This window comes from Bradyrhizobium sp. T-1 (genome assembly GCF_053592855.1).
The window spans coordinates 6,786,371-6,811,237 of the sequence record NZ_CM132115.1; the positions used below are offsets into that span (position 1 = coordinate 6,786,371).

Annotated in this window: 22 protein-coding genes; 8 read left to right on the forward strand and 14 right to left on the reverse strand. The window is 64.8% G+C overall.

Translation table 11 applies throughout. The features are described 5' to 3' along the window. Positions 1-20: 20 nt before the first annotated feature. The 4 genes from ACWAT4_RS32495 to ggt all read right to left on the reverse strand — a co-directional run bounded on the left by ACWAT4_RS32495 (position 21) and on the right by ggt (position 5,707). Positions 21-2,312, reverse strand: a complete 2,292-nt coding sequence (locus tag ACWAT4_RS32495) for a xanthine dehydrogenase family protein molybdopterin-binding subunit (RefSeq protein WP_449729016.1) — start codon at positions 2,310-2,312, stop codon at positions 21-23. 2 nt (positions 2,313-2,314) lie between these two features. Next, positions 2,315-3,331, reverse strand: coding sequence for an FAD binding domain-containing protein (locus ACWAT4_RS32500; protein ID WP_212428069.1), 1,017 nt, complete (start codon positions 3,329-3,331; stop codon positions 2,315-2,317). A gap of 4 nt (positions 3,332-3,335) precedes the next feature. Beyond that, entirely contained in the window at positions 3,336-3,950 is a 615-nt protein-coding gene (locus tag ACWAT4_RS32505; RefSeq protein ID WP_212428070.1) for a (2Fe-2S)-binding protein, read from the reverse strand. Between the two features lie 170 nt (positions 3,951-4,120). Continuing rightward, positions 4,121-5,707 (reverse strand): gamma-glutamyltransferase, encoded by a 1,587-nt coding sequence (gene ggt / locus ACWAT4_RS32510; RefSeq protein WP_212297462.1) that lies wholly within the window; start codon positions 5,705-5,707, stop codon positions 4,121-4,123. Between the two features lie 184 nt (positions 5,708-5,891). On the opposite strand from ggt, the gene trhO reads away from it, so the two are divergent. Together trhO and ACWAT4_RS32520 are read left to right on the forward strand one after the other, a co-directional pair. Next, a complete protein-coding gene (trhO, locus tag ACWAT4_RS32515) occupies positions 5,892-6,644 on the forward strand; it encodes an oxygen-dependent tRNA uridine(34) hydroxylase TrhO (RefSeq protein WP_449729017.1) in 753 nt (250 codons plus the stop codon). Next, complete coding sequence (locus ACWAT4_RS32520; RefSeq protein WP_212428072.1) at positions 6,634-6,852, forward strand: SlyX family protein; 219 nt, start codon at positions 6,634-6,636, stop codon at positions 6,850-6,852. The genes trhO and ACWAT4_RS32520 overlap by 11 nt, the downstream gene beginning before the upstream one ends. A 6-nt stretch (positions 6,853-6,858) precedes the next feature. On the opposite strand, the gene ACWAT4_RS32525 is transcribed toward ACWAT4_RS32520, so the two are convergent. Together ACWAT4_RS32525 and ACWAT4_RS32530 are read right to left on the reverse strand one after the other, a co-directional pair. Further along, on the reverse strand, positions 6,859-8,763 hold the full coding sequence (locus ACWAT4_RS32525) for a diguanylate cyclase domain-containing protein (protein WP_212297459.1): 1,905 nt from the start codon (positions 8,761-8,763) through the stop codon (positions 6,859-6,861). Between the two features lie 171 nt (positions 8,764-8,934). Next, complete coding sequence (locus ACWAT4_RS32530; protein WP_449729018.1) at positions 8,935-9,150, reverse strand: hypothetical protein; 216 nt, start codon at positions 9,148-9,150, stop codon at positions 8,935-8,937. Between the two features lie 111 nt (positions 9,151-9,261). Here ACWAT4_RS32530 and hemE point away from each other — a divergent pair, with 111 nt between their 5' ends. After that, complete coding sequence (gene hemE, locus ACWAT4_RS32535) at positions 9,262-10,296, forward strand: uroporphyrinogen decarboxylase (RefSeq protein WP_449729019.1); 1,035 nt, start codon at positions 9,262-9,264, stop codon at positions 10,294-10,296. A 180-nt stretch (positions 10,297-10,476) separates the two neighbouring features. Here hemE and hemC read toward each other — a convergent pair whose 3' ends face one another. Together hemC and ACWAT4_RS32545 are read right to left on the reverse strand one after the other, a co-directional pair. Beyond that, on the reverse strand, positions 10,477-11,457 hold the full coding sequence (gene hemC, locus ACWAT4_RS32540; protein WP_449729020.1) for a hydroxymethylbilane synthase: 981 nt from the start codon (positions 11,455-11,457) through the stop codon (positions 10,477-10,479). Positions 11,458-11,566: 109 nt separating this feature from the next. Beyond that, complete coding sequence (locus tag ACWAT4_RS32545; RefSeq protein ID WP_212428077.1) at positions 11,567-12,157, reverse strand: TetR/AcrR family transcriptional regulator; 591 nt, start codon at positions 12,155-12,157, stop codon at positions 11,567-11,569. 351 nt (positions 12,158-12,508) lie between these two features. On the opposite strand from ACWAT4_RS32545, the gene ACWAT4_RS32550 reads away from it, so the two are divergent. After that, a complete protein-coding gene (locus tag ACWAT4_RS32550; protein WP_212428078.1) occupies positions 12,509-12,874 on the forward strand; it encodes a nuclear transport factor 2 family protein in 366 nt (121 codons plus the stop codon). Between the two features lie 327 nt (positions 12,875-13,201). Further along, on the forward strand, positions 13,202-15,163 hold the full coding sequence (locus ACWAT4_RS32555; protein WP_212428079.1) for a putative bifunctional diguanylate cyclase/phosphodiesterase: 1,962 nt from the start codon (positions 13,202-13,204) through the stop codon (positions 15,161-15,163). Between the two features lie 360 nt (positions 15,164-15,523). Here the strand turns inward: ACWAT4_RS32555 and ACWAT4_RS32560 are convergent, their stop codons facing one another. The 5 genes from ACWAT4_RS32560 to pgm all read right to left on the reverse strand — a co-directional run bounded on the left by ACWAT4_RS32560 (position 15,524) and on the right by pgm (position 20,899). Next, the gene (locus ACWAT4_RS32560; RefSeq protein WP_212297452.1) at positions 15,524-15,898 is read right to left on the reverse strand and encodes a hypothetical protein; all 375 of its coding nucleotides are present in this window, start codon (positions 15,896-15,898) and stop codon (positions 15,524-15,526) included. A 235-nt stretch (positions 15,899-16,133) separates the two neighbouring features. Further along, positions 16,134-17,114, reverse strand: coding sequence for a PDR/VanB family oxidoreductase (locus ACWAT4_RS32565; RefSeq protein ID WP_212297451.1), 981 nt, complete (start codon positions 17,112-17,114; stop codon positions 16,134-16,136). Between the two features lie 10 nt (positions 17,115-17,124). After that, on the reverse strand, positions 17,125-17,886 hold the full coding sequence (locus ACWAT4_RS32570) for a GntR family transcriptional regulator (protein WP_212297450.1): 762 nt from the start codon (positions 17,884-17,886) through the stop codon (positions 17,125-17,127). A gap of 5 nt (positions 17,887-17,891) precedes the next feature. Beyond that, positions 17,892-18,941: an aromatic ring-hydroxylating dioxygenase subunit alpha gene (locus tag ACWAT4_RS32575; protein WP_212428084.1), complete on the reverse strand. Its 1,050-nt coding sequence runs from the start codon at positions 18,939-18,941 to the stop codon at positions 17,892-17,894. A gap of 311 nt (positions 18,942-19,252) precedes the next feature. Beyond that, positions 19,253-20,899 (reverse strand): phosphoglucomutase (alpha-D-glucose-1,6-bisphosphate-dependent), encoded by a 1,647-nt coding sequence (gene pgm, locus ACWAT4_RS32580; protein WP_449729021.1) that lies wholly within the window; start codon positions 20,897-20,899, stop codon positions 19,253-19,255. A 314-nt stretch (positions 20,900-21,213) separates the two neighbouring features. Here pgm and ACWAT4_RS32585 point away from each other — a divergent pair, with 314 nt between their 5' ends. Further along, positions 21,214-21,600 (forward strand): c-type cytochrome, encoded by a 387-nt coding sequence (locus tag ACWAT4_RS32585; RefSeq protein WP_212297447.1) that lies wholly within the window; start codon positions 21,214-21,216, stop codon positions 21,598-21,600. 154 nt (positions 21,601-21,754) lie between these two features. Further along, positions 21,755-22,894, forward strand: coding sequence for an alpha/beta hydrolase family protein (locus ACWAT4_RS32590; protein ID WP_449729022.1), 1,140 nt, complete (start codon positions 21,755-21,757; stop codon positions 22,892-22,894). 20 nt (positions 22,895-22,914) lie between these two features. Here the strand turns inward: ACWAT4_RS32590 and ACWAT4_RS32595 are convergent, their stop codons facing one another. Next, the gene (locus ACWAT4_RS32595; protein ID WP_212297445.1) at positions 22,915-23,730 is read right to left on the reverse strand and encodes a winged helix-turn-helix domain-containing protein; all 816 of its coding nucleotides are present in this window, start codon (positions 23,728-23,730) and stop codon (positions 22,915-22,917) included. A gap of 284 nt (positions 23,731-24,014) precedes the next feature. Between ACWAT4_RS32595 and ACWAT4_RS32600 the strand changes: the two genes are divergently transcribed. Beyond that, entirely contained in the window at positions 24,015-24,863 is an 849-nt protein-coding gene (locus ACWAT4_RS32600; RefSeq protein WP_212297444.1) for an MBL fold metallo-hydrolase, read from the forward strand. The last annotated feature ends 4 nt before the right edge of the window (positions 24,864-24,867 follow it).

Consider the following 24,867-nt stretch of genomic DNA (forward strand, 5'->3'; position numbering starts at 1 on the left):
GAGCACACGGTTTCCACCCCTCAGACCTCGATATTTTCCAGCCGCACCGGCAACTTGCGGATGCGTTGGCCGGTGGCATGGTAAATCGCATTGCAGATCGCGGCGTTGGTGCCGACATTGGCGAGCTCGCCGAGCCCCTTCGCACCGGTCGGATTGATATGATCGTCCTGCTCGGAGAGCAGGATCACCTCGACACCGCCCACATCGGCATTCACGGGCACGAGATAGTCGGCAAAATTATCGTTGACGTAGCGCGCGGTGCGTTCGTCGATCTCGGTCGCCTCCAGCAGTGCCGAGGACATGCCCCAGATCAGGCCGCCCATGAGCTGGCTCCGCGCCGTGCGCGGGTTCATGATGCGGCCGGCCGCGAACGCGCCCACCAGGCGCGGCGCACGGATCTCATGAGTGAAGCGATTGACCCGGACCTCGACGAACTCCGCACCGAAGGCGTAGGCAATCTTGTCCTTCATTTGATGGCCGCCGACCAGCCGCGCGTGCCCGCTATGCATGGCCTTGAAGGAATCCAGCGGCGCGCCATCCGGCTTCCACTCGCCATATTCCTCGACCACGCCGGCACCGAGCGCGTCGAATGCCTTCTCCAGATCAAGCGGGCGGTCACTCTTTGCTGCCTGGGTCGTCGGCGCCTGGCCGAGCCCGACCGTCTCCTTCGCCTTGTCCGTGAGACTTTCGTTCGGCATCACCGCCTTGAACAATTTTTGGCGGATCTGGTCACATACCATCATCACCGCCGAACAGGTGCTTGCCGTGGAATTGGAGCCGCCTGCGACCGGCGCCGGAGGAAGATCACTGTCGCCGATGAAGACTGCGACTTTCTCAAGAGGCACACCGAGCCGCTCGGAAGCGGTCTGGGCGATCACGGTGTAAGCGCCGGTTCCGATCTCGTGGCCCGCGATCTCGACACGGGTACGGCCGTCGCGCTGCAGGCGCACGCGCGCCGCCGACGGCGCCATCTGCGTCGGATAGCAGGTCGCCGCGCAGCCATAGCCGATCAGCCAGTCGCCATCGGACATCGATTTTGGCGCCGCTGAGCGCTCCGACCAGCCGAAAGCCTTGGCAGCTTCGTCGAAACACGCCATCAGCGAGCGCGAGGTATAGGGTTTGCCACCGATCGGTTCATTGGTCGTATCGTTGATACGGCGCAGCTCGACCGGATCCATGTTGAGCTTGACCGCAAGCTCGTCCATCGCACTCTCCAACGCGAACAGATACGGCACCTCCGGCGGCGAGCGCATGAAGCCCGGCGTGTTGCGGTCGGCCCGCACGATCGACACGAGGCTATCGACATTCGGGCAGGCGTAAAGCCGCGTCGTGGTCTTGGTACCACCAACGCAATAGGCGTCGGCACGCGAAGATACCTCGGCACCCTCGTGCCTGAGCGCGACCAGCCTGCCGTCACGACTCGCGCCAAGCTTGATCTCGTGACGCGTCTCGGCGCGATAGGTCGCAATGGTAAACCCCTGATCCCGGGTTGGGACCAGCTTGATCGGCCGGTTCAGCCGCCTGGCGATGCCTGCGATGATCGCGGTGCGCGGCGTCATCGAGCCGCGTGAGCCAAAACCGCCGCCGACATACGGGTTGACCACCCTCACCTTGTCAGCATCGATGCCGAGCTGTTCGGCAACGCCGTTCTTCAGGCCATAGACGTACTGACTGGGCTCATAGATGACGAGATCGTCGCCCATCCAGACGCAGCTCGTCGAGAACAGCTCCATCGGATTATGGTGCTGCGTCGGCGTATCGTACGACGCGGTGAGCTTCACCTCGGCCTCGTCGAACGCCTTGGCGAAATCGCCGACCTGCGGATCTTCCTTGAATTGCGCGTTCTGGCCTTTCGCGGCGGCTTTCGTCGTTCCCGGCGAGTCAAAGCTCGCGCTTGGCGCCACGGCCGTGTAACTGACCTTGACTCGGTTGGCAGCCTCGCGCGCGGCCTCGTAGCTCTCCGCAACGACTACCGCGATGATCTCGCCCTCATGGGCGATGTCAGTCGACTTTAGCGGCTTAATCGTGGTGCCGGCATAGCCGCCATTGCTGAAGAGTTTTGCCTCTTTCAGCTTCGGCGCATTCTCATACGTGACGATGTCGATCACGCCGCGGACACGTCTGGCATCGTCGAGATCAAAGCCGTTGATGCGGCCCCGCGCGATCGCGCTGGTGACCAGAAACGCATAGGCCGGATTGTCCATCGGCATATCGGACCCATACGTCGCTCGCCCTGTGACCTTTGCCGCCGCGTCATAGCGCGGCACCGGCTGGCCCATATTCGCCTTCGGCTCGGGAGCAGCTGCATTCATAGTCAAATCTCCATCGTTACGGCCTGCTGGAGCGCGCGAGCCACCACGCGCTTGCCGAGGGCGATCTTGAAACTGTTGTGCTGGCGCCCCCGGGCGTCTGCGAAGGCAGCATCGGCCGCGCGCTCCGCCAAGCCGTCATCGAACTTCTGTCCCTTCAGCAAGGCTTCCGCCTCGCGCGCCCGCCACGGCACTGTGGCGACGCCGCCGAGCGCGACACGCGCATCCTTGATCGTGCCGTCCTGCACATCGAGCGCGACCGCGGCGGACGAGAGTGCGAATTCGTAGGACTGTCGGTCACGGGCCTTCAGATAAACCGAGCGCGGCCAGCGGCCGGGAACGACGAACGCAGAAATCAGCTCACCGGGCTGAAGAATAGTCTCGATATCTGGCGTGTTGCCGGGCGCCTTGTGCAGTTCGCTAAACGGCATGCTGCGAGTCCCGGACCTGCCGGTCAACTCGACTGTGGCGTCCAGCGCGATCAGCGCCTGAGCGAAATCGCCGGGATAGGTCGCGATGCACTGGTCGGATGTGCCCAGCACGGCATGCATGCGGTTGACACCATCCATCGCGGCACAGCCGGAGCCCGGATTGCGCTTGTTGCAATTCTCGTAGGAGACATCGCGGAAATAGCTGCAGCGGGTCCGCTGCATCACGTTGCCGCCGAGCGTCGCCATGTTGCGCAGCTGGGCACTAGCCGCGAGCTTCAGGGAATTGGCGATGACCGGATAGCTGCGCTGGATCTCCTCATGCGCGGCGACATCCGACATTTTCGCGAGCGCGCCGAGCCGCAGGTTCTCGCCGCCCGGATCGATTGCCGACCAGCCTTGCGCGAGCGGATTGATATCGACGATCGCTGCAGGCCGCATCACGTCGAGCTTCATCAGGTCGATCAGCGTGGTGCCACCGGCCAGCGGCTGCGCCGTGGCCTGCGTCAACGAATTGTTGACGGCCGCAGCGGCGCTGAGCGCCTGCACGGCCATGTCGGGGGCGGTCGCCCTCTGATAGGAGAAGGGTCGCATGGGCCTAGCCTTTCATGATGTCGGGCGCAGCCTGTTTCACGGCGGCGACGATGTTCGGATAGGCGGCGCAGCGGCAGATGTTGCCGCTCATGTACTCGCGGATATCCGCATCGGTGCCGGCATGTCCTTCCTTCACACAGGCAATCGCCGACATGATCTGGCCGGGCGTGCAATAGCCACATTGGAAGGCATCGTTGTCGACAAAGGCCTGCTGCATCGGGTGCAGGCGGTCGCTGGTCGCGAGTCCTTCGATGGTCGTGATCTCCTGCCCTTCGGCCGCAAGCGCCAGCGTCAGGCACGACACCACGCGGCGGTCGCCGATCAGCACCGTGCAGGCACCGCACTGGCCGTGATCGCAACCCTTCTTGCTGCCGGTCAGCTTGAGATGCTCGCGCAGGGCGTCCAGCACGGTCGTGCGCGCGTCGAGACTGAGGCGCTTGTCCTGGCCATTCACACGCAACGTGACGTCGACGGGCAGCGCCGGATCCTGGGCCAGTGGCGCTCGCGCATCCTGCGTTCCCGCACGCGCCGCAAGGGGAACAAGCGCGCTACCTGCGGCGCCAGCCATGAAGGCGCGCCGATCGAATCCGGATGGTCGGGAACTTGACTGGTCGGACATGGACGGCCTCCGCCGCTTCAAAAACAAAGCAGCGCACGCCTGCACCGCTCATCGCCCACCAACTTGGGGCCATGAGCTCCGTTCCGAACGGGAAAGGGCGACGCAGCCGATGCCGCGTCGCCCTTCGTCAACTTTTCCTGATCCCTTTGCGAGGAACCTGGCGCGGGGGATCAATAGCCCAGTGCGCAACCGTCCTTGCGCGGATCGGAACCGCCGGTCAGCGTGCCCTTGTCCCAGTCGATCCAGATCGCCTGGGCGCCGCCGAGCGGGCCAACCACGCTGGTGGTCTTGTGGCCGAGCTTCTTCAGGCCCTCAACGATGTCAGACGGCACGCTGTCCTCGAGTTGATATTGTCCCTCGTAATGCAGACCGCGCGGCATATCGATCGCTTCCTGCACGTCGCAGCCATAGTCGAGGATGTTGGTCAAGAGATGAGTCTGCCCCGTCGGCTGGTACTGTCCGCCCATCACTGCGAACGACATCGTGGAGCGGCCACCCTTGGTGAGCAGCCCCGGCATGATCGTGTGCAGCGGGCGCTTGCCGCCTTCGATGCAGTTGGGATGACCCGGCTGGATGCGGAAGCCGCCGGCGCGATTCTGGAACAGCACGCCGGTCTTGTTGGAGACGATGGCCGAGCCGAAAGAATGCGCGACCGAGTTGATGAACGAGCAGACGTTGCGGTCCTTGTCCACCACCGTGATGTAAATGGTCGAGGGATTCATCGGTGGCGCGACGTTCGGCAGGTCGAGCATGCCATCCAGGCGGATCTTGCTGATAAACTCGTCGGCAAAGCTCTTTTCGAGCATCTCGGCGACGTTGATCTTCATATGCTCGGGAGAGGCGACATGCATCTCTCGGTTCATGTAGGCGATGCGCGCGGCTTCGGCCTCGAGATGGAAGCGCTCGACGCTGACCGGCGCGTACTTGGTCAGGTCGAAGCGCGACAGGATGTTGAGCATCAAGAGCGCGGTGACGCCGGGGCCGTTCGGCGGGCACTGCCAGACATCGTAGCCTTTGTACATGGTGCCGATCGGCGTCGTCGTTTCGGTCGTATGCGCGGCGAAATCGTCGAGCGTGTGCAGGCCGCCGATGCCGCGAAGGGTCTCGACCATGTCCTCTGCGATCGGGCCCTTGTAGAAGGCGTCGCGGCCGTCCTTGGCGATCGCGCGCAGCGTCTTGCCGAGCTCAGTCTGGCGGATGACGTCGCCGGCCACCGGCGGCTTGCCGCCCGGCAGCAGGTAACGCACGGTGTTGGTGCCACCCTTCAGCTTCTCGAACTGGTTCTTCCAGTCGAAGGCGATGCGGGGCGCGACGACGTAGCCTTCTTCCGCCGCCTTGATCGCGGGCTGCAGCAGGCGGTCGAAGCCGAACTTGCCGTGGTCGCGCAGCACTGTCGCGAACGCGTCGATCACGCCGGGGATCGAGACCGCATGCGCCGAGGTCAACGGCACGGAATTGATCTTGCGCTCGAGATACCAGTCGGCATTGGCCGCCTTGGGGGCGCGGCCGGAGCCGTTATAGGCGATGATCTTGCCTTCGCCGCGCGGCTGGATCAGCGCGAAGCAGTCGCCGCCGATGCCGGTCGATTGTGGCTCGATCACGCCGAGTATCGCAGACCCCGCCACCGCCGCGTCCACCGCCGTGCCGCCCTCGCGCAGCACCTCGATCGCGGCGAGCGAGGCCTGCGGGTGCGACGTCGCTACCATCGCGTTGGTGGCGTGGACCGTGGACCTGCCGGGGAAATGGAAGTTTCTCATCTTATTCTTGCTCTCTCAGACCGTGGCGCGGATGGCGCGCCATCCCGGAAAAACCGGGCTTTCATGACACATTCCGGCCCGTCCGGGCAATGCTGGCATGCCAGGGAAATGGCTGCCATCCGCTGGGAATAGAGTTGTCGGTTACGGGTTTTCTGGGCGCAGCCCGCCTGCTAAACGAGCCACCATGACTTACAAGGTCTGCGCCTTCTACCAATTCGCTGCCCTGCCCGATTACCGCGAGCTGCGCGAGCCGCTGCGCGCGTTTTGTGCCGGCCTGTCCCTGAAGGGCAGCGTGCTCTTGGCCCAGGAGGGCATCAACGGCACGATCGCCGGCGCCCCCGAGGCGATCGACGCTTTCGCCCACGAGCTCATGCAGGGGGCGATGTTCGGCGGCCGGCTGAACAATCTCGAACTGAAGCGCTCGACTGCGGAAGCGATGCCGTTCGGCCGGCTCAAGGTACGGCTGAAGAGGGAAATCGTCACGCTTGGCGATGCGGCAGCGGATCCGACCCGACAGGTCGGTACCTATGTCGACGCTGCCGAGTGGAACGAGCTGATCTCCTCGCCCGACACACTGGTGCTCGACACCCGCAATGCCTTCGAGGTCGCTATGGGGACGTTCGAGGGTGCGGTCGACCCCGACATCAGGAGCTTTGGTCAGTTCAAGGATTTTGCCGCCGCGAAGCTCGATCCCTTGAAGCACCGGCGCATCGCGATGTTCTGTACCGGTGGCATCCGCTGCGAGAAGGCGAGCGCGCATCTGCTGGCGCGTGGCTTTGCCGAGGTCTACCACCTCAAGGGCGGCATCCTGAAATATCTGGAAGAGGTGCCGGAGGAGCAGAGCCGCTGGCGCGGTGAATGTTTTGTCTTTGACGAGCGCGTTGCGCTCGGCCACGGTTTGCGCGAACGCGATAAGGGGCACGGCCGTGACGAATGAGATCAAGGCGCTCGCCGAACGTGTCGATACGCTGGAGACCCGCCTTGCGTATCAGGACGACACCATCGAGACGCTGAACCAGACCATCACCGCGCAATGGAAGCAGATCGACATTCTGACGCGGCAACTCGCGCAGCTTGGCGAACGGCTGCAAGAGGCCGAGGCGAATGCGCCGGGGCCCGCCAACGAACGTCCGCCGCATTATTGAGCGCAATTACTCGCCGACCGCCTTGGGCAGCAGGTTCGCGACTTGCACCGACATCATCAGGCGGTCACGGCCGCCCTCCTTGGCCGCATAGAGCGCCTGATCGGCAGCCTCGACGAGGGTGCCAACGCCCGCCGTGCGCTCCAGCGCAGGCCTGCAGGCCGCGCCACCCAACGAGGCGGTGACGCAGCCCGCCGCGCGATTGCTGCTGTGAACGAGGCCGGCCTCGCGGATGGCTTTGCGGATCCGCTCGCCGATCCGGGCGCAGCCGGCGGCATCGGTGTTCGGCAGCAGCATGGCGAATTCCTCGCCGCCATACCGGGCCGCGAGATCGCCGACCCGCTGCATCTCGGCCGCGATGACCTTCGCCACCACGCGCAGGCAGGCGTCGCCCGCAGGGTGGCCATATTCGTCGTTGTAGGACTTGAAGTGATCGACGTCGATCATCAGGAGGCCGAGGCTGGAACGGTCGCGGTAGGCGCGCGCCCATTCTTCCTTCAGCCGCTCATCGAAACGGCGGCGGTTGGCAAGCCCGGTGAGGCTGTCCTCGATCGCGAGCGTCTCGAGCCTGGTCTCCAGTTGCTTCTGCGCGGTGATGTCGCGCGTGATCGCGACCACGCCGTCGACGTTGCCGTTGTCCTTGCGCGTCACCCGCATGGTCGATTCCAGCCAGACCTCGGACTTCTCCCGGTGCACGTTACGGTAGGTAAGGCGCGCTTCGTCCCTGTCGCCGCGCTTCATGGCATCGACGATCGCCTGCACCTGCGGCCGGTCCTCGGGATGGATTCCAGCGAGCGCGTCGGTGCCGATCAGCTGATTGGCGCGCCAGCCGACGACACGATTGCAGGACGGCGAGACATAGCGCAGCCGCTCGTCGAGCCCGATGCGGGTGACCATGTCGCTGGAGCCTTCGGCAAGCAGACGGAAATGCGCCTCCTTCTCGACCAGTGCCGCCGCCATGCGATGGCCGCGCTGCAACTGCCGTACCAGCACCGCGCCGATGATCGCAATCAGCATCACCAGCGCGACCACGTACAGCATGCGGGAGATTGCCGCAGCCCGCCACGGCGAGAGCAACTCATCCTTGTCGACGGTTGCGAGCAGCACGAGCGGGTACCGACCGCTGCGCTTGAAGAAGCTGACGCGCTCGGCGCCGTCCAGCGGTGACTTGAACTGATAGGCACCGCTCGGCAGCTGCAGGCTGGCATCGCGGAACAGCGGCGTGTCGGCGACGCTGCGGCCGACGAACTTCTCGTTGTTCGGATTGCGCGCAATGATCAGCCCCTCACCGTACATCAGCGTCACGGAGCTGTTACGGCCGATCTCGAACTGCTCGTAGAAATGCGACAGATATCGGGAACCGATGGCGGCGAGCACCACGCCGCCAAAGCTGCCGTCGGGCTTGTTGAAGCGGCGCGACAGGGTGACAACCCATTCGCCGTCCACGAGGCTCTTCACGGGGCGGCCGACATAGGCCTCGCGCTTGGGCGAGAGCTGGTGGTGGCGGAAGAACGTGTCGTCGCTGAGCGTCGAGGCGATCGTGCCGGGCGAGGTCAGCCAGTTGCCCTGGTCGTCGATGATGGCGAGGCTATGGACGCGCTCCATCGCCTTCTTGCGCGCTTCCAGGAGGTTGCGAAGCTTCGCGATGGTGACGGGATCGGCGCCATCCATCTCCAGCCGGCTGACGACGCCGACGACGCCGGAATCCAAGAGATCGAGGCTGTCCTCGGCATGCTGCGTCAACGAGCGCGCGACGTTCGCCATCTCTGTTTCGGCGCCCTTGAGCACCGCATCGCGCGCGGCCCATTCGCGCCAGCCGCTGACACCGAGGATCGCCACGCAAGTGAGCACGACGAAAGCTGCCGCGCGCAACGACAAGCGGCTCCATCCGGCTCTGTAAGAGGCGACGTTCATGCGGCAGAAATCTCCAATGGCTGGAAACTCTGCCGCTTCTCTTATTGAACCCTGAAGCGCCCGCAAAAATTCGCATTCATCTACGGGTTTTTCCGTACTCCTACGGACCGGGCCCTCCGCAGATCACTAACAAGGTCTTATCAAGACTATCGGAATCCGGCGGCCCGGCCGCTAGCTGAAGATGGACTTAACCTTGTCCCAGAGCGAGGGATGGTCGGCCTCCGCGTCGGCCTTGGACGGTGTCGGCTGTGCGGCGCTCACGGGATCGGATGCGGGGAAGGTATCTTCCAACCCGGTGTCGAGCTGGGCGTGACGATCGGCCGCGAGCGCTTCGCGCAGATCCTCGGCATGCTTGTCATGCGGCGCGGGATTGAATGTCTGAGCCATGGAATTCCTCCTCCATTGCCTGGTCAACGCTGCGGATTTGCGCTGGTTCCCCTGTTCCGATTCTGCTCGCGGCGGTGTATCAGGAACCCCAACTCTGGATCAGGATGTCTCGTGCCCCAGTCTGCGACAAAGCCCTTCATCGACGTGCTCTCCGGCCAGCGGCAATCCATCCCGCCCATGTGGATGATGCGGCAGGCCGGCCGCTATTTGCCGGAATATCGCGAGGTCCGCGCCAAGGCCGGCGGCTTCCTCGATCTCTGCTTCAATCCGGAGCTTGCCGCCGAAGTCACGCTGCAACCGATCCGCCGGTTCGGGTTCGACGCGGCGATCATCTTCTCCGACATCCTGGTGGTCCCCTACGCGCTCGGCCGCTCCGTGCGTTTCGAGGTCGGCGAGGGTCCCCGGCTCGAGCCGCTGGATGATCCGGCCAAGGTCGGAACGCTCGCCGCCCGTGCCGACTTCGGCCTGCTCGCGCCGGTGTGCGAGGCGCTCAAGATCGTGCGCGGGGCACTCGATCCGAAAATCGCGCTGATCGGCTTCTGCGGGGCGCCATGGACGGTTGCGACCTACATGGTCGCGGGCCAGAGCACGCCCGATCAGGCGCCGGCGCGGATGATGGCCTACCGGCATCCCGAGGCATTTTCGAAGATCATCGACGTGCTGGTCGAGAACTCGATTCAGTATCTGCTGGCGCAACTCGAGGCCGGCGCCAATGCCCTGCAGATCTTCGACACCTGGGCCGGCGTGCTGCCGTCGGCCGAGTTCGCGCGCTGGTCGACCGAGCCGACCCGGCGCATCGTCGAAGGCGTGCGCGCAAAAGTGCCGGATGCGAAGATCATCGGTTTCCCGCGCGGCGCCGGCGCGCAATTGCCTGGTTACGTCGAGGCCACCGGCGTCAACGCCGTCAGCATCGACTGGACCGCGGAACCCGCCTTCATCCGCGAGCGCGTGCAGAGCAAAGTCGCCGTGCAGGGCAATCTGGATCCGCTCGCGCTGATCACGGGCGGCGCGGCGCTCGACCGCGCGGTCGACGACGTGCTGGCGAATTTTTCGCAAGGGCGCTTCATTTTCAATCTCGGCCACGGCATCCAGCCGGAGACGCCGATCGCCCATGTCGAGCAGATGCTGAAGCGGGTGCGCGGCTGAAAAATTCCGTCTCCTCAGGAGGCGGAAACCAAAACCGCGAAAACAACCCCATGCACAGTAGAAATCGTTGAAGGATTTCGCGCCGCACGGATTGAGCGCCGTTCACAGCGACGTTTGACACGTCGGGCAAAACAGGCGCACGATGGCATGATCCCGACGACCGCGACTTCGCAAGGATGCCTAGCGCGGCCGGCTGCGCTCGATGATCTTGGCGGCGCCCTTGCCCAGCAGATCCAGTCCCACGGCACGGCCGAGCTCGCGCGGGCGATTGGCCGGACCGGCACGCGAGGCTTCGATGATGGTGTTGCCGGAGAGATCGAGCACGGACGCGGTCAGCGACATCTGATCGCCTGAGATCGTGGAGAAACCCGCGACCGGCGAATTGCAGTGACCGTTGAGCACCCACAGCACCTCGCGCTCGGCGTCGGCACAGGCATGCGCGGCGGGATCGTCGATCGACGACAGGATTTGTCGCGTCTGCCAGTCCTGCGCAGCGCATTCGACGGCGACGATACCCTGCCCTGCCGCGGGCAGCATCTCCGCCGCCGTGAACTCATAGGCGATGCGGCTTGCAAGGCCAACGCGATCGAGGCCCGAACGCGCCATGATCAGCGCGTCCGCAGGTCCGACGGCGCCGCCATCCGGCAGGCGCTGCATCTCGCCGTTGTCGAGCTTTCGCACGCGCGTGTCGGCGGCGCCGCGGAAGTGGATCACTTCGACATCGGGAAACAGCCTGTGCGCATAGGCCGCGCGGCGCACCGCATTGGTGCCAATTTTAAAGCCCTTGCCTCGCGACTGGCGCAGCGCCGCCAGCGTGACGCCTTCGCGCATCACCAGCGCATCGCTGGGCGGATCGCGTGACAGCGTGGCGCCGATGACGAGGCCGGGCGTGTCCTCGTTGCCAGGCATGTCCTTGAGCGAATGCATCGCCGCCTGGAGCTCGCCCGCAAGCACGGCGGCGCGGATCTGCGCAACGAAGGCGCCGCCCTTGCCGCCATGGGGCAGGAGCTTGCTGGTCTGGTCGAGATCGCCCGTGGTGTCGAACTTGACGATCTCGACATCGAGGCCGGGCACGGCGGCGGTCAGGCGGCGCGCAATCTCTTCCGTCTGGGCCAGCGCCATCGCGCTCTTGCGGGTGCCGATCTTCAGTCGCGTAGCCAAGCCGTTCTCCATCCAGGATGTGTGCCGCGCGCGGGGCGCATCCTGCCCATACGACAGGTCGAGGCCGGATGGTAGATGGCTGCCGCGCGCGGGGCTGAAATTAGCACAATCATGCCGCGACGCGCAGCGCCTCGACCAGCGACTTGAAGGCACGGGCATATTCCGCACCCGCCCTTGCGATATCGGCACGTCCGGCGCAGGCGACCGCGGCCTCCGTCACGGCACCGAGCAGCAGCCGCGCCAGCGGCTCGACCGGCTGCTTTGCGATCAGGCCGGCCTCCATCGCCATCGCGAGCGCGCGCGGCATCTTGCCACCGAAATGCTTGGCGTCGATCTCGCGCCAGCGCTCCCAGCCGAGCACGGCCGGGCCGTCGCGCAAGATGATCTGGCCGGTCGGGCCCTTGGCAGTCGCGGCAAAATAATGCTGGGTGCCGGCGACCATCGCGGCCAGCACGTCCTTCTCGGTGCGCGCCGCACCGTCGATCTCGGCGACGAGATCGCGCGAGACGGAATCGAACACCGCTTCGAACACCGCCTCCTTGGTCTTGAAATGATGATAGACCGCGCCCTTGGCGATGCGGGCAGCTTCGGCGATCTCGTCCATGGTGGTGGCGGCAAAGCCGTGCGTCCCGAACAGCCGGCGCGCCGCCGTCAGGATCGCCTCTGTCGTCGCCGCTCGCCGTTCCGCCTGTTTCGCCATGGGTCCTCGTTGGTAGCGCGATGAGGTGATGTCGAAGCAAAATTCGGCCACCAGCAACACTGTTTCTGTTCCCTCCCCCCTTGTGGGGGAGGGTGAGGGAGGGGGGGTGTCACGCCGGGATTCTATCGATCGCGCACCACCCTCATGCATCATCAACAACTGGCACTCTTTGCTGGGCTACCCCTCTCCCTAGCCCTCCCCCACAAGGGGGGAGGGAACGCACCTCCGTCGGAGTACCAGCTGTGCTTCACCCATCTGGCTGTAATCGAATTCGCCGCAGGCCACCAGTTGACTTTTCGACTATCAGTCGGTATTTACCGACCAATAGTCGGTTTTACTAAGAGGTGCCACATGCCGAGCCGTGAGATCGTGGAAGCCTTTGCGCGGCGTCTGGAGACCGGGGATTTCGTCGGCGCGATCGAGCAATTCTACACGCTCGATGCCGCAACTTACGAAAACAACGCCGCGCCGATGGTCGGACGGGAGAAGCTGGCAGCAAAGGAGCGCGGCGTGCTCGCCGCCTTCCGAGAGGTCAAGGCCGTTCGCGTCGGCCCAAGCATGATCGAGGGCAATCACGTCGCGACGCGCTGGATCTTCAGCTTCACGAATGCCGAAGGCGTCACCCGAACGCTGGACGAGATCGCCTGGCAGACCTGGCGGGGTGACGAGCTGATCGAGGAACGGTTCTTCTACGATCCGAAGCAGCTCGGGCGGTGATGCGCCCGAACACCGCTGTCATCGCCCGCGAAAGCGGGCGATCCAGCACTCCGAGACAGTGGTGATTGAACCGACAGGCCGCGGCGTGCGGGATGCCCCGCCTTCGCGGGGCATGACAGCGGAGATGTTGGCGAACATGCCCCATCATTACAGCCGTAACGCCGGCCTCCGCATTTGTATCGATTTGTTATCGATACTCTCGATCGAACACGCAGAAGTGGTCACGGCGACCGCGGCAAACGGGGATAATTCATAGTTCGTCAAAGGTTTGCGGCGAATTTTCCGGATCGGGCCGGACGAACGGCCCATGCTCCTGCAGGCTGTGGAATGCGGACTCAACTGACCAACCATGTCGCGCGGCTGTTCGCCGGCGATCTGTCGGCCTTTGGCGGTCCCGCAACCGACGAAACCGTTGCCGGCCATATCCGTGCCGAGCAGATGTCGCTGGTGCTCGGCTATTCGGTCGGCATCATGCTGGCCAATGCCTGCAATGCCACCGTGCTCGCGATTGCGCTGTGGCAATCGCCGAACCGGACCTTCGCGTTGATCTGGGCGGTCGTCGTGGCAGCCGCGGCAATTGCGTTCGGCCTGCAATCCCACGCTTCGCGGCGGATCACGAAGCCGCAATTCGTCTCCCGCCGCGCCATCCACCGGCTGGTGCGCAACGCCTTCGTTCTCGGCGTCGCCTGGGGCATCGTCCCCGTCGCCTTCTTCACGGACGCCTCCACCGGCGGCCAGCTCGTCATCACCTGCCTGTGCTCGGGCATGCTGGCCGGCGGCGCACTCGCCTTTGCCACCATCCCGATCGCGGCCATCGCGTTCACGGCGCCCATCTTCGTCGGCATCGCCATCTGTCTCAGCCGAAACGGCGACCTCGCCTTCCTGCTGATCGCCTTCCTCGTCGTGGTCTATGGCAGCGTGCTGCTGCGCGGCGTGTTCGTCAATTCGTTCTCTTTCGCGCGGCGGGTGATGCGGCAGATCGAGGCGGAGCGTACGGTCCGGCGAGACCCGCTGACCCAGCTGCCGAACCGCGTCGCCTTCAACGAGACGCTCGACGGCGCGTTGAAGCGCCTTGCTCTGTCCGGCGAAGAATTCGCGGTGCTGCTGCTCGATCTCGATCGCTTCAAGGAGGTCAACGACCGCTTCGGCCATCCCGCCGGTGACGAATTTCTGGTCCAGGTCGCCGGCCGCCTGCAACGATGCACCCGCGCGGCCGAGCACGTCGCGCGCATCGGCGGCGACGAGTTCGCGCTGGTGATGGCCAATCTGGTCCGGCCCGAGGAAGCACTCGAGATCGCCGAGCGCTTCGTCGCGGCCTTCACCGAACCGTTCCTGATCGAGGGCTGCGAGATCCTTGGCGCCACCAGCGTCGGCATCGTGCTGGCGCCGCGAGACGGCAACACCCCGCTCGACATCATGAAGAATGCGGATGCCGCGCTCTATCGCGCCAAGAAGGCGGGGCCTGGCACAATCCGCTTCTTCGAGGAAGCCGACGACAGGGTCTCGCGCGATCGCAAGGCGCTGCAAGCGGATCTCGCCGGCGCCGTCGCGCGCGACGAGTTGTTTCTGGTGTTCCAGCCGTTCCTCGATCTCGGCAACAACCGCATCACCGGCTTCGAGGCGCTGCTGCGCTGGCAGCATCCCTCGCGCGGCCTGGTGCCGCCGAGCGAGTTCATCCCGATCGCCGAGGAGACCGGGCTGATCCACGAGATCGGCGAATGGGTCATTCGCCGCGCCTGTGCCACGCTTAAGGACTGGCCGGAGGACATCCGGGTCGCCGTCAACTTCTCGGCGGCGCAGTTTCACAACACCGGCATTCTGCAGACCATCGTGCAGGCGCTGGCCGACGCCAAGGTCGCACCTGACAGGCTCGAGATCGAGATCACGGAATCGATGCTGCTGTCGAAATACGGCTCGGCCGCCTCGATCTTGAACGCGCTGCTGGAGTTAGGTGCCACGGTTGCGCTGGACGATTTCGGCACCGGATTCTCGTCGCTGACGTACTTGCGCAAGCTGCCGTTCAGCCGCATCAAGATCGACCAGTCCTTCATCCGCGACATGCTGGTGCAGCCGGACTGCGCCGCGATCGTGAAATCCGTGATCTCATTGGCGCGCGACCTCGACATCGACGTGGTGGCCGAAGGCGTCGAGACCGCGGATCAGCTCGAATACCTGCGCCAGATCCGTTGCGACGAAGTGCAGGGCTATCTGATCGGGCGGCCGGTGTCGGCGGATGGCGTGCAGACGCTGCTCAACTCGAAGAAGCTGAGAGCGATTTTCGCGGCGTAGGTCCAACTCGATCGGTCGGAAACGAAAGTGACCCGTTACGGGCCTTCATTGAGTCTGATAAAACATGAGGCGCGGCCCAACATGGGGACATGATGGAGACAGCACTTGCAAGGTGACGTCCGATATTGGTTTCCCGGAAGCAAGAGCTGGGTCGATTGGCCTACTGTCTTACACTGATCGCGCCACAGCGGCCCGGGCCGTGGTAGGTCCGGGCCAGCCTCTAGGCGGGCCGCGCTGCTGATGTTTACGGCGTCTGCGGCGGCAGTTCACCAAAACTGCTATAAGCCGTTATGGCGCACCAACGGTGTGCCCCGTTGCAGACAGCAGCGCGAGTTACGGGACGCAAGGTTTGGGGGCGCGCTATTTCACGGTAATCGAAAGGTTCAATGAGCCGTTGACGGTGTAACCGTCCTGCTGCTGTTGCCGACCGAACTCGCGTCCGATGGTGCTCGAAACCTGCTCGATACGGCAATCCTTGGCCAGAACCTCGCGAAGCACTTCGCATTCGCGTGCAGCGATCTCGTAGATCGAGCGCCGAGCATTTTCGCTCGACTTTCGTGCCTCGTTGCTGTCCCCAGTTGGTCCCGGCACAAAGAAGTTGAAATTCGTTTGCACGCGAACCCAGGTTTCCTGGCGCTGTCCGGCTGCTTGCCCGACCGTTTGAGCCATCACTGGCGCCGTCAAAAGCAAGGGCAAGGTGAGACTTGGCAAGAAGGCAAAACGAAACAACGGCATTCGGGACACTCCAGATTGACGCGATACTGAGGGTCTATCAATCCCAGATTGCCGAAACACGAACCGACTACCGGACAAACGCGATCGCCATTTCATACCTCATTAAGGAAAGCGAAGTCTCGCTCCTAACGTCGGCTTGTGGCCCCAAAAGCGAAGATGGCGACGACGCCCAGCTCGGTGGCGATTGAGGCAAAACCGGACCTCACAGGGACACAGCCAAACCGACGTGATTCGGTCAGACCGCATCCGCCCGCAGTAGCGTGTCCACCGTGATGGTCCCTCGCGCGCGGGAGACGCAGGCGCAGATCTTTTCGTTGCTTTGCTTCTGGTGATCGCTGAAGAAGACGTCGCGATGGTCGATCTCGCCGTCGACAGCGACGACGTCGATGGCGCAGAGGCCGCATTCGCCGCGCTTGCAGTCGGATATCACCTCAAAGCCGCTGGCGTTGAGCACGTCCAGCATCGAGCGCTCGCGGGGGATTTCGAGCTCGACATCGGAGCCCTTCAGGCGCACGCGAAACGCTTCGGTCGGCAGCGTGCCGCTGGAGCCAAACGTCTCGTAGCGGAGATCGGCGAGCGGATGGCCGGCGCCGACCCAGGCGTGGCGCGCGGCATCGAGCATTCGCATCGGGCCGCAGAACAGCGTCAGCGTGCCCTTCGGCAGCGACGCGAACAGGGCGTCGAGATCGAGCCGCCTGTCTTCATCGCCGGCATGGACGACCAGCCGGTCGCCGAGCACCTCGGCGAGATCGTCGAGATAGGCGGCATCGCCACGTGAGCGCACGGCATAGTGCAGCGAGACATTGGCGCCGCGACGAGTCAGCGCCTGTGCGGCGCCGAGGATCGGGGTGATGCCGATGCCGCCCGCGATCAGGCAATAGCTTTCGCGCGCCCAGTCGACTGCGACCAGCGAAGCGGGCTGCGTGATGTCGAGCCGCGCGCCCGGCTGCAACGACCACATATAGCGCGAGCCGCCACGGGAATCCTCGGCGCGGCGCACCGCAATCCTGAAGCCGTGCGGCGAGGCCTCGCCGACCAGCGAATAGGACCGCGTCTCCGGCAGGCCGCCGATGGTGACGCTGACATTGATGTGGCTGCCGACCGGATAGGTCGCGCCGTCGTACTGGTCGGGCCGGATCAGGAATTCGCGGATGCCGGGCGAAAGGTCACGGGTCGACACCAGCGTCGCCGGAATCCAGGTCTCGATGAAGCGCATGGCATTGCCCTCAATCGGTTGCGGTCTTGATCAGTGCGAGCGCCGGCAAGAGGTCGAGATGGGTTCTGTTGCGCAGCGCCAGCCGCAGGTTTCGCACCGCGAGCCGCGCATGCTCGCGCATCACGGCCTCCGCGCGCGCCCCCTCGCGGTTCTCGATGGCGTCGATCACGACGCGGTGGTGCTCCTGCCCGATGATCAGGATCTGCTGCGCCTCCGGCAGCGCGGATTGCGCCATCACGAAGCCGCTGGGCGAGGCGAACGGCAGCGCCGAGGCGCGATCGATCTGGCGGATCAAGGGCGGGCTGCGCGACAATTCGGTGAGCAGCGCGTGGAAGCGCGCGTTCAGCGCGACATAGGACGAGAAGGCCTCGATCGAGATCGGGATCTGGCGCAGCAGCTCATCGATTGCAGCCAGACATTCCTTGAGCGGCTCGAGCTCGCGTGCGGAGACGCCGCGCTCGGCTGCGAAACGTGCGGCGAGGCCTTCCAGCGTGCCGCGCAGCTCGATGGAATCGGAGATATCGCGCTCCGAAAACGCCTTGACCATGAAGCCGCCGGAGGGGATCGCCTCCAGCAGCCCCTCCTCCTCGAGCCGCACCAATGCCATGCGCACCGGCGTGCGCGAGGCGCCGGTGGTCTCCACCGCCTGAAGCTCGGAGATGCGCTCGCCCGGCCGCAAGGAGCCCGACAATATCTGGTCACGCAGCGCGAGCTGCGCCTTCACGGTCTGCGAGACGGAGCGGTCGACCTCACGCTCGGGCGCTGCTTTCACCTGGATTACTCCGCGGCCTGAAGGTGCGTCGGCGGGTTTTCTTTCGCCACCATCCTGTCGATCAGCTTGCGCGTCCACATCGCGCCGGCATCGATGTTCAGATTGTAGAAGATGCGATCGGGATTTTCGTCCATGGCGCGCTGCTGCGCTTCGAGGATCAGCTCGTCTTCGTGAAAAATGCCGGAGACGCCCTCGCGGATCTCGGTGGTGATGCGCTGCTCACCGATCTGGTAGCTGCGGACGAAAGCCCAGAAGTAATGGCAGGTCTTCTCGGTCTCGGGCGTGATGGTGTTGAGCACGAAGCCGTTGACGCCCTGCGAGCGGTCGCCCTCGGGCGCACCGGTGCCGGTTGGTGCCACGCCGACGTCGATCGCGATGGTGCACGGGGCTTCGAAGCGGATGATCTGCCAGCGATCGACCAGACCGGGCTTGCCGAGCTGCTTGGCCCAGAACGGCGGCGCCTCGATGCCGCGCATCCAGCGCGTCACCGTGACCGTCTTCTCGCCATGCGTGACGTCGAACGGCGCTTCGGCGACCGCGTCGTTCCCAATCGAGGAGCCATGCACAAAGGTCTCGTGGGTGAGGTCCATGAGATTGTCGAGCACGAGGCGATAGTCGCAATTGACGTGGATGGTCTTGCCGTCGCCGGCCCAGGCCGGATCGTGATTCCAGTGCATGTCGGGGACGAGCGCGGGATCGGCCAGCGCGGGATCGCCCATCCAGAGCCAGATGTAGCGGTGGCGCTCGACCACGGGATAGGCGCGCACGCAGGCAGACGGATTGATGGTCTCCTGCGAGGGCATGAAGGTGCAGCGCCCTTGCGAATTGTACTTCAGGCCATGATAGCCGCAGACGACCGTGTCGCCTTCGAGCCGGCCCTTCGACAGCGGCACCAGGCGGTGCCAGCAGGCATCCTCCAGCGCAGCCACCGAACCGTCGGCCTTCCGATACATCACGATGTGCTTGCCGCAGATCGTGCGCGGCAACAGCGCCGGCTTCACGTCCGCGTCCCAGGCGGCGGCGTACCAGGCGTTCATGGGGAAGGGCTTTGTCACGGGCGATCTCCCAAGGCTTCTGTATGCGATATGTATACAATAGCTGGGAGGTGGAATAGTTCAAGTGCGAAAATCCCGTATTAAGTTACCTATTCTTGATGCTATGTATACATTCTTTAAAAGCCGAGCTCTCACCGCGAGCTCGGTCACCTCTCCCGCTTGCGGGGGAGGTCGGCGCGTAGCGCCGGGTGGGGGCTCTATCCACTCAGGGATGCTCTCCGTAGACCTCGAAGAGTCCCAGCGCGGAGAGACCCCCACCCCAGCCCTCCCCCGCAAGCGGGAGAGGGAGCGCACTGTCGCCTGAGCGAGAGCTACGCCCCAAACACCTTCGCGAGCCCGGCCTGCGCTTCCTGCTGAATCCGCTTCAGATGATCGGTGCTGCGGAAACTTTCCGCATAGATCTTGTACACATCCTCCGTCCCCGACGGCCGTGCCGCGAACCAGCCGAAATCGGTTTCGACCTTGATGCCGCCGAACGGCTGGCCGTTGCCGGGCGCTTTGCTCAGCGTTGAGCGGACGGGGTCGCCGGCGAGATCCTTGAGGCCGAGCTGTTCGGGCGTCACGGATTTCAGGATGTTCTTCTGCGGTCCGGTCGCGGCGACGTCGATGCGCGCGTAATGCGGCACGCCGAACTCGGCGGTGAGATCGCCGAACAACTGGCTCGGATCACGGCCGGTCTTCGCCATGATCTCGGCGGCGAGCAGGCCGAGGATGACGCCGTCCTTGTCGGTGGTCCACACCGAGCCGTCGCGGCGCAGGAACGAGGCCCCTGCGCTCTCCTCGCCGCCGAAGCCGAAGCTGCCGGTGAGGAGCCCGTCGACGAACCATTTGAAGCCGACCGGCGTCTCGACCAGCTTGCGGCCGAGCTTCTTGGCGACGCGATCGATGATCGAGCTCGACACCACGGTCTTGCCGATCGCAGCATCTCTGCCCCAGTTCGGGCGGTGCGCGAACAGATAGGAGATCGCGGTCGCCAGATAATGGTTCGGATTCATCAGGCCGCCGGTGCGCGTGACGATGCCGTGGCGGTCGGCGTCGGTGTCGTTGGCAAAGGCGACGTCGAAGCGGTCGCGCATCGCGATCAGGCTCGCCATCGCGTAAGGCGAGGAGCAATCCATGCGGATCTTGCCGTCCCAGTCCACCGTCATGAAGCGGAAGGTCGGGTCGATCGCCTCGTTGACGACGGTGGCCTTCAGGCCATAGCGCTCAATGATCGGATGCCAGTAGTGCACGGCCGCGCCGCCGAGCGGATCGATGCCGATATTGATGCCGGCGGATTTGACCAGCTCGAGATCGACGACATTGCCGAGATCGGCGACGTAAGGCGTGATGTAATCGTAGGCGTGGACGGTCGACGATTTCAGCGCCCTGGCATAGTCGATGCGCTTCACGCCCTTGAGGCCGTCGGCGAGATAGGCGTTGGCGCGCTTCTCGACCACGGAGGTCGCGTCGGTGTCGGCCGGGCCACCATGCGGCGGATTGTATTTGTAGCCGCCGTCCTCGGGGGGATTGTGCGAGGGCGTGACGACGACGCCGTCGGCGAGGCCGCCAGTGCGGCCCTTGTTGTAGGTGAGGATCGCGTGCGAGATGACGGGCGTCGGCGTGTAGCCGTGGTCCTTGTCGATCATGATCTCGACGCCGTTCGCCGCGAACACCTCGACCGCGCTCGCCAGCGCCGGCTCGGCCAGCGCGTGGGTGTCGATGCCGATGAAGAGCGGGCCGGTCAGTCCCTTCTCTTTCCTGTAGTCGCAGATGGCCTGCGTGGTCGCGAGGATGTGCCCCTCGTTGAAGGTGTTCTTGAACGAGGTGCCGCGATGGCCTGATGTCCCGAACGCCACCCGTTGCGCCGGATCCGATGCGTCCGGCTTGTTGGCGAAATAGGCCGTCACCAGCCTTGGAACATTGGCAAGCGCGCTCGGCGCAACCGGCTTACCCGCCGCGGGATCGACTTCTGCCACTTCAACTCTCCGTACCTTCAAACGACAGCCTAGAACACCATACCATCGGCCGGCGCATCGCCAAGCCGCTTGCCGGACCGGCCGACGTCGTCCTCCGGTCAACGATCGACCGACAACGCCGACCGGGCACCGGATGATCCATGGCGATGACGCATAGCGCTCCTCGTACTTTGGTCCCGGGTCTCGGTTGATGCAGGACAAAGACGCTGCCGCCCCGCGTGGGCACGCTGCTCTCCGTTTGATCAAGGAAAGTCGGGATTTGCAGGATTGGCCTGCTGATCCCCTTGCTGATCCCTTGAGGGAGTGGACTCAAGATGACTGGACGTCTGATCTTCGCGCTCATGCTGGCCCTGGTGGCGTCGTCTTTGACCCCGCGGCCGGCCTCCGCCGCCGATGGCGATTCGGCCGCGGGCAAGGCCGTCTTCCAGCGAACCTGCGAGAACTGCCACGCGGCGGTGATCGGGGTGAACAAGGTCGGCCCGAGCCTCTGGAATGTCGTCGACCGCAAGCCCGCCGCCGTTCCCGACTTCGCCTATTCTGATGCCATGAAGGCCAACAAGGAGCCCTGGACGTCAACCGCTCTGGACGCCTACCTCGCCGACCCCCGCGGCGACGTCCACGGCGTCAAGATGTTCTTCAAGGGATTGCCGAGCCCCACCGATCGGGCCAACGTCATCGCCTATCTTCAGACGCTGAAATGAACGCTTGGCGCAGGCGCCAAGCGCGTTGTTTGAGCGCTGCAGCGCTCACGCGACCCTTCGGGTCCTGAGGCCTCCAGGCCGATCCGAACAACGCCCGCTCGCCGGGGCCTGCGATTCTGATATGATTCTCGCGGCCACGGAGAATCATCCACCCATGGACTTGGCGCGCTGGCATCTGCCCGTGCTCATCCTGCTTGTCATCGCGGGGGTTGCAACTCGCGCAAACGCCACGGAGTTCTACACCGAGGATTTGCGCATCCCGATGGCGGAGGCCGGACCGCAGGGGCTGGAGGCGTTTCTGGTCCGCCCGGCCGGGACCAAGCGCTATCCGCTGGCGCTGCTGAGCCACGGCTCGCCGCGCAGCTTCGACGACCGCGCGACGATGTCGGCGCACAAATATTACGGCATTGCGCTGGAATATGCCCGGCGCGGTTTTGCCGCGCTGATCGTGATGCGGCGCGGCTACGGCACCTCGCCCGGCGGGCGCATCGACAGCGTCGGCGGCTGTGCCAATGCGGCCTATCTGCCGGCGGCAGCCGTTGCGGTCGCCGACTTGCGCGCCGCAATCGATGCGATGACACGGCGGCCCGATGTCACCACGTCAGGCATGATCGCGGCCGGCCATTCCGCCGGCGGGCTCGCCACCGTGGCGCTGACCGCGCAGGCCCCGGCCGGCCTCGTCGCCGCGATCAGCTTTGCCGGCGGTCGCGGCTCGCGCGACGATGACGACGTCTGCAACGAGGATGGGCTGGTGCAGGCCTTTGCCAGCTTCGGCAAGACCTCACGCGTGCCGATGCTGTGGGTCTATGCGGCCAACGATTCCTATTTCGGCCCCGCCCTGGCGCGACGTTTTTACGACGGATTCCGTGCCGGCGGCGGCAACGCCAAGTTCGTCACGGCGCCGCCTTACAGCGATGACGGCCATTATCTCTATTCCGTGGTGGCCCGCCCGCAATGGACGCCCTATCTCGACGCCTTCCTGCGCGAGCGCGGGCTCGCCCACGACATGCTGAGCGCGCCCGATCCGCTGCCGCCGCCGGGCCAGCTCAACGACGCGGCCAAAGCCGAGTTCTCGCGCTATCTCGCCAGCACCACGCCGCACAAGGCTTTTGCCGTGTCCCCCAATGGCGGTTACGGCTGGCGCTCGGGGCGCGACACCGTGGACGACGCGCGACGCGATTCGCTGGCGGCCTGCATGAAATGGTCGCCGACCTGCACGCTCTACGCGGTCGACGACCAGCTCGCCGGCGGCACCCAAAGGACATCGACGGACCAGAGCTCGCGCGCGCGATAGGCACGCGACCGCGGACCGAGCTAGAGCCGTTCGCTGAGCGCGAGCTTGTAGCCGACACCGGTGACGGTGGCGATGACGGGCGTGCCGCTGCCGACGAGCTTGCGGCGCAGCCGCGCCACCAGCGCATCGACGGTGCGGATGTCGACCTCGGCCTGGCGGTTGCTGACGACCTCGATCAGATAGTCGCGGCTCAGCGGCCGTCCGTCCGCGCCGACCAGCGCGGCAAGCAGGTCGAACTCGGCGCGCGTCAATGCCACCGGCTTGCCGTCGCTGCCGAGCAGCTCGCGCCGCGTCAGGTCGATGATCCAGTCGCCGAAAGCGATCGAATTGTGGTTGCGTGCCGCCTTGCGGTCGATCGAGCGCCGCCGCAGCACGCTGCGCGCTCGCGCCAGCAAATCGCGCAGATTGATCGGCTTGGTGACGTAATGATCGCCGGCGATCTCGAGGCCGAGGATGCGATCGACGTCGGTGTCTCTGCGGGTCACGAAGATGATGCCGGCGTTGCTGGTCGCCTGGATCTCCTTGGCGAGCTCGAAGCCGTCGCCGTCGGGCAACTGCACGTCGAGGAAGACGAGGTCGGTGCGCGCGCGCAGCGCCTGGCGGCATTCCGCGCAGGTGCCGGCGCCGACCACGTCGAAATTGTTCTCGCTGAAGTAACCGACCAGCATCGTTCGCGTCACGGGATCGTCTTCCACGACGATCAGCCGCTCGCGTCCGATGGGCCGCAGTTCCCGAAGCGCGGAATCAGCCACGATGTTGGATATCCTGTGTCCCTGCGACCCGGTGGACAAATTCAGATCGCCGCGTGATGCGCTGTCTTGTGAACGGACATTCACGGCCTATTCGAGCCCCCGAATTGCATGCCGGAATACTAGGCGTGTTGCGTCGCCCAAACAATATAGGTCACGGTCCTGAACCATTTACTATGAATTGCCCCACACTTCTCACTGAGCGCATCGATACTTCAAGAATCTTCCGGCGTGGCGGGCACCCATGATTCCGCTGATCCGAATCCGAATTGAACCGAGCGTTCCGCCGCGCAAGTCGGCGCGGCTTGCCTGGCGGCCGCCTTCGACCCTAGTCTGATCGGATCGGCCGGCTTCGCACGGGAGGAGGCGCCATGGAAGTCATTCTGCTCGGCACCGGCGGCCCGCGGCCGGACCCGCGCCGCATGGCGACGACCACGCTGATCAGGCTCGGCGAGGAGAACATCCTGTTCGATGCCGGCCGCGGCGTCATGGTGCAGCTCAGCAAGGCGGGCGTGCCGCTCGGCACCATCAACACGGTGTTCCTCACCCATCACCATTTCGATCATATCGGCGACCTCTACGATGTGATGCTGAATTCATGGATGCATGGGCGCAAGGATGAGCTGCGCATCTTCGGGCCGCCCGACACCGAACGGCTGGTCAATACGCTGGTGACGCAAGTCTACGACAAGGACATCGCCTGGCGCGATCAGGGCGAGCCGACCTTCGGCGGCTGGAAGCCGGTGGTCGCGACGGACATCATTCCGGGTCCCATTCTCGACACCGGGCGCTGGAAGATCAGCGCCGAGCTCGTCTCGCATGGCGACGGTCTCGACATGTCGCCGGCGTTCCTCGCGCGCTGGATGTGCCTCGGCTACCGCTTCGAGGCGGAAGGCAAGGTCATCGCGATTTCCGGCGACACAGTCCCCTGCCCCGGTCTCGAGCGGCTGGCCGAGGGCGCCGACCTGCTGGTCCAGGTCTGCTTTCTGGCAACGCCTGAGATCAACAACGAGCATTTCCGCCGGCTTGCGAAATACACGATCGCCTGCGGCGACACCGTCGGCAAGATCGCGGCCAAGGCCGGCGTCAAGAAGCTGGCGCTGACCCACCACAGGCCGCGCACCGACGACGCCATGCTGAACGCGCTGCTCGCCGACGTTCAGAAGGACTATTCGGGTCCTGTCATCATCGGCGAGGATCTCACGCGGATCGAGGTGTGAGAGC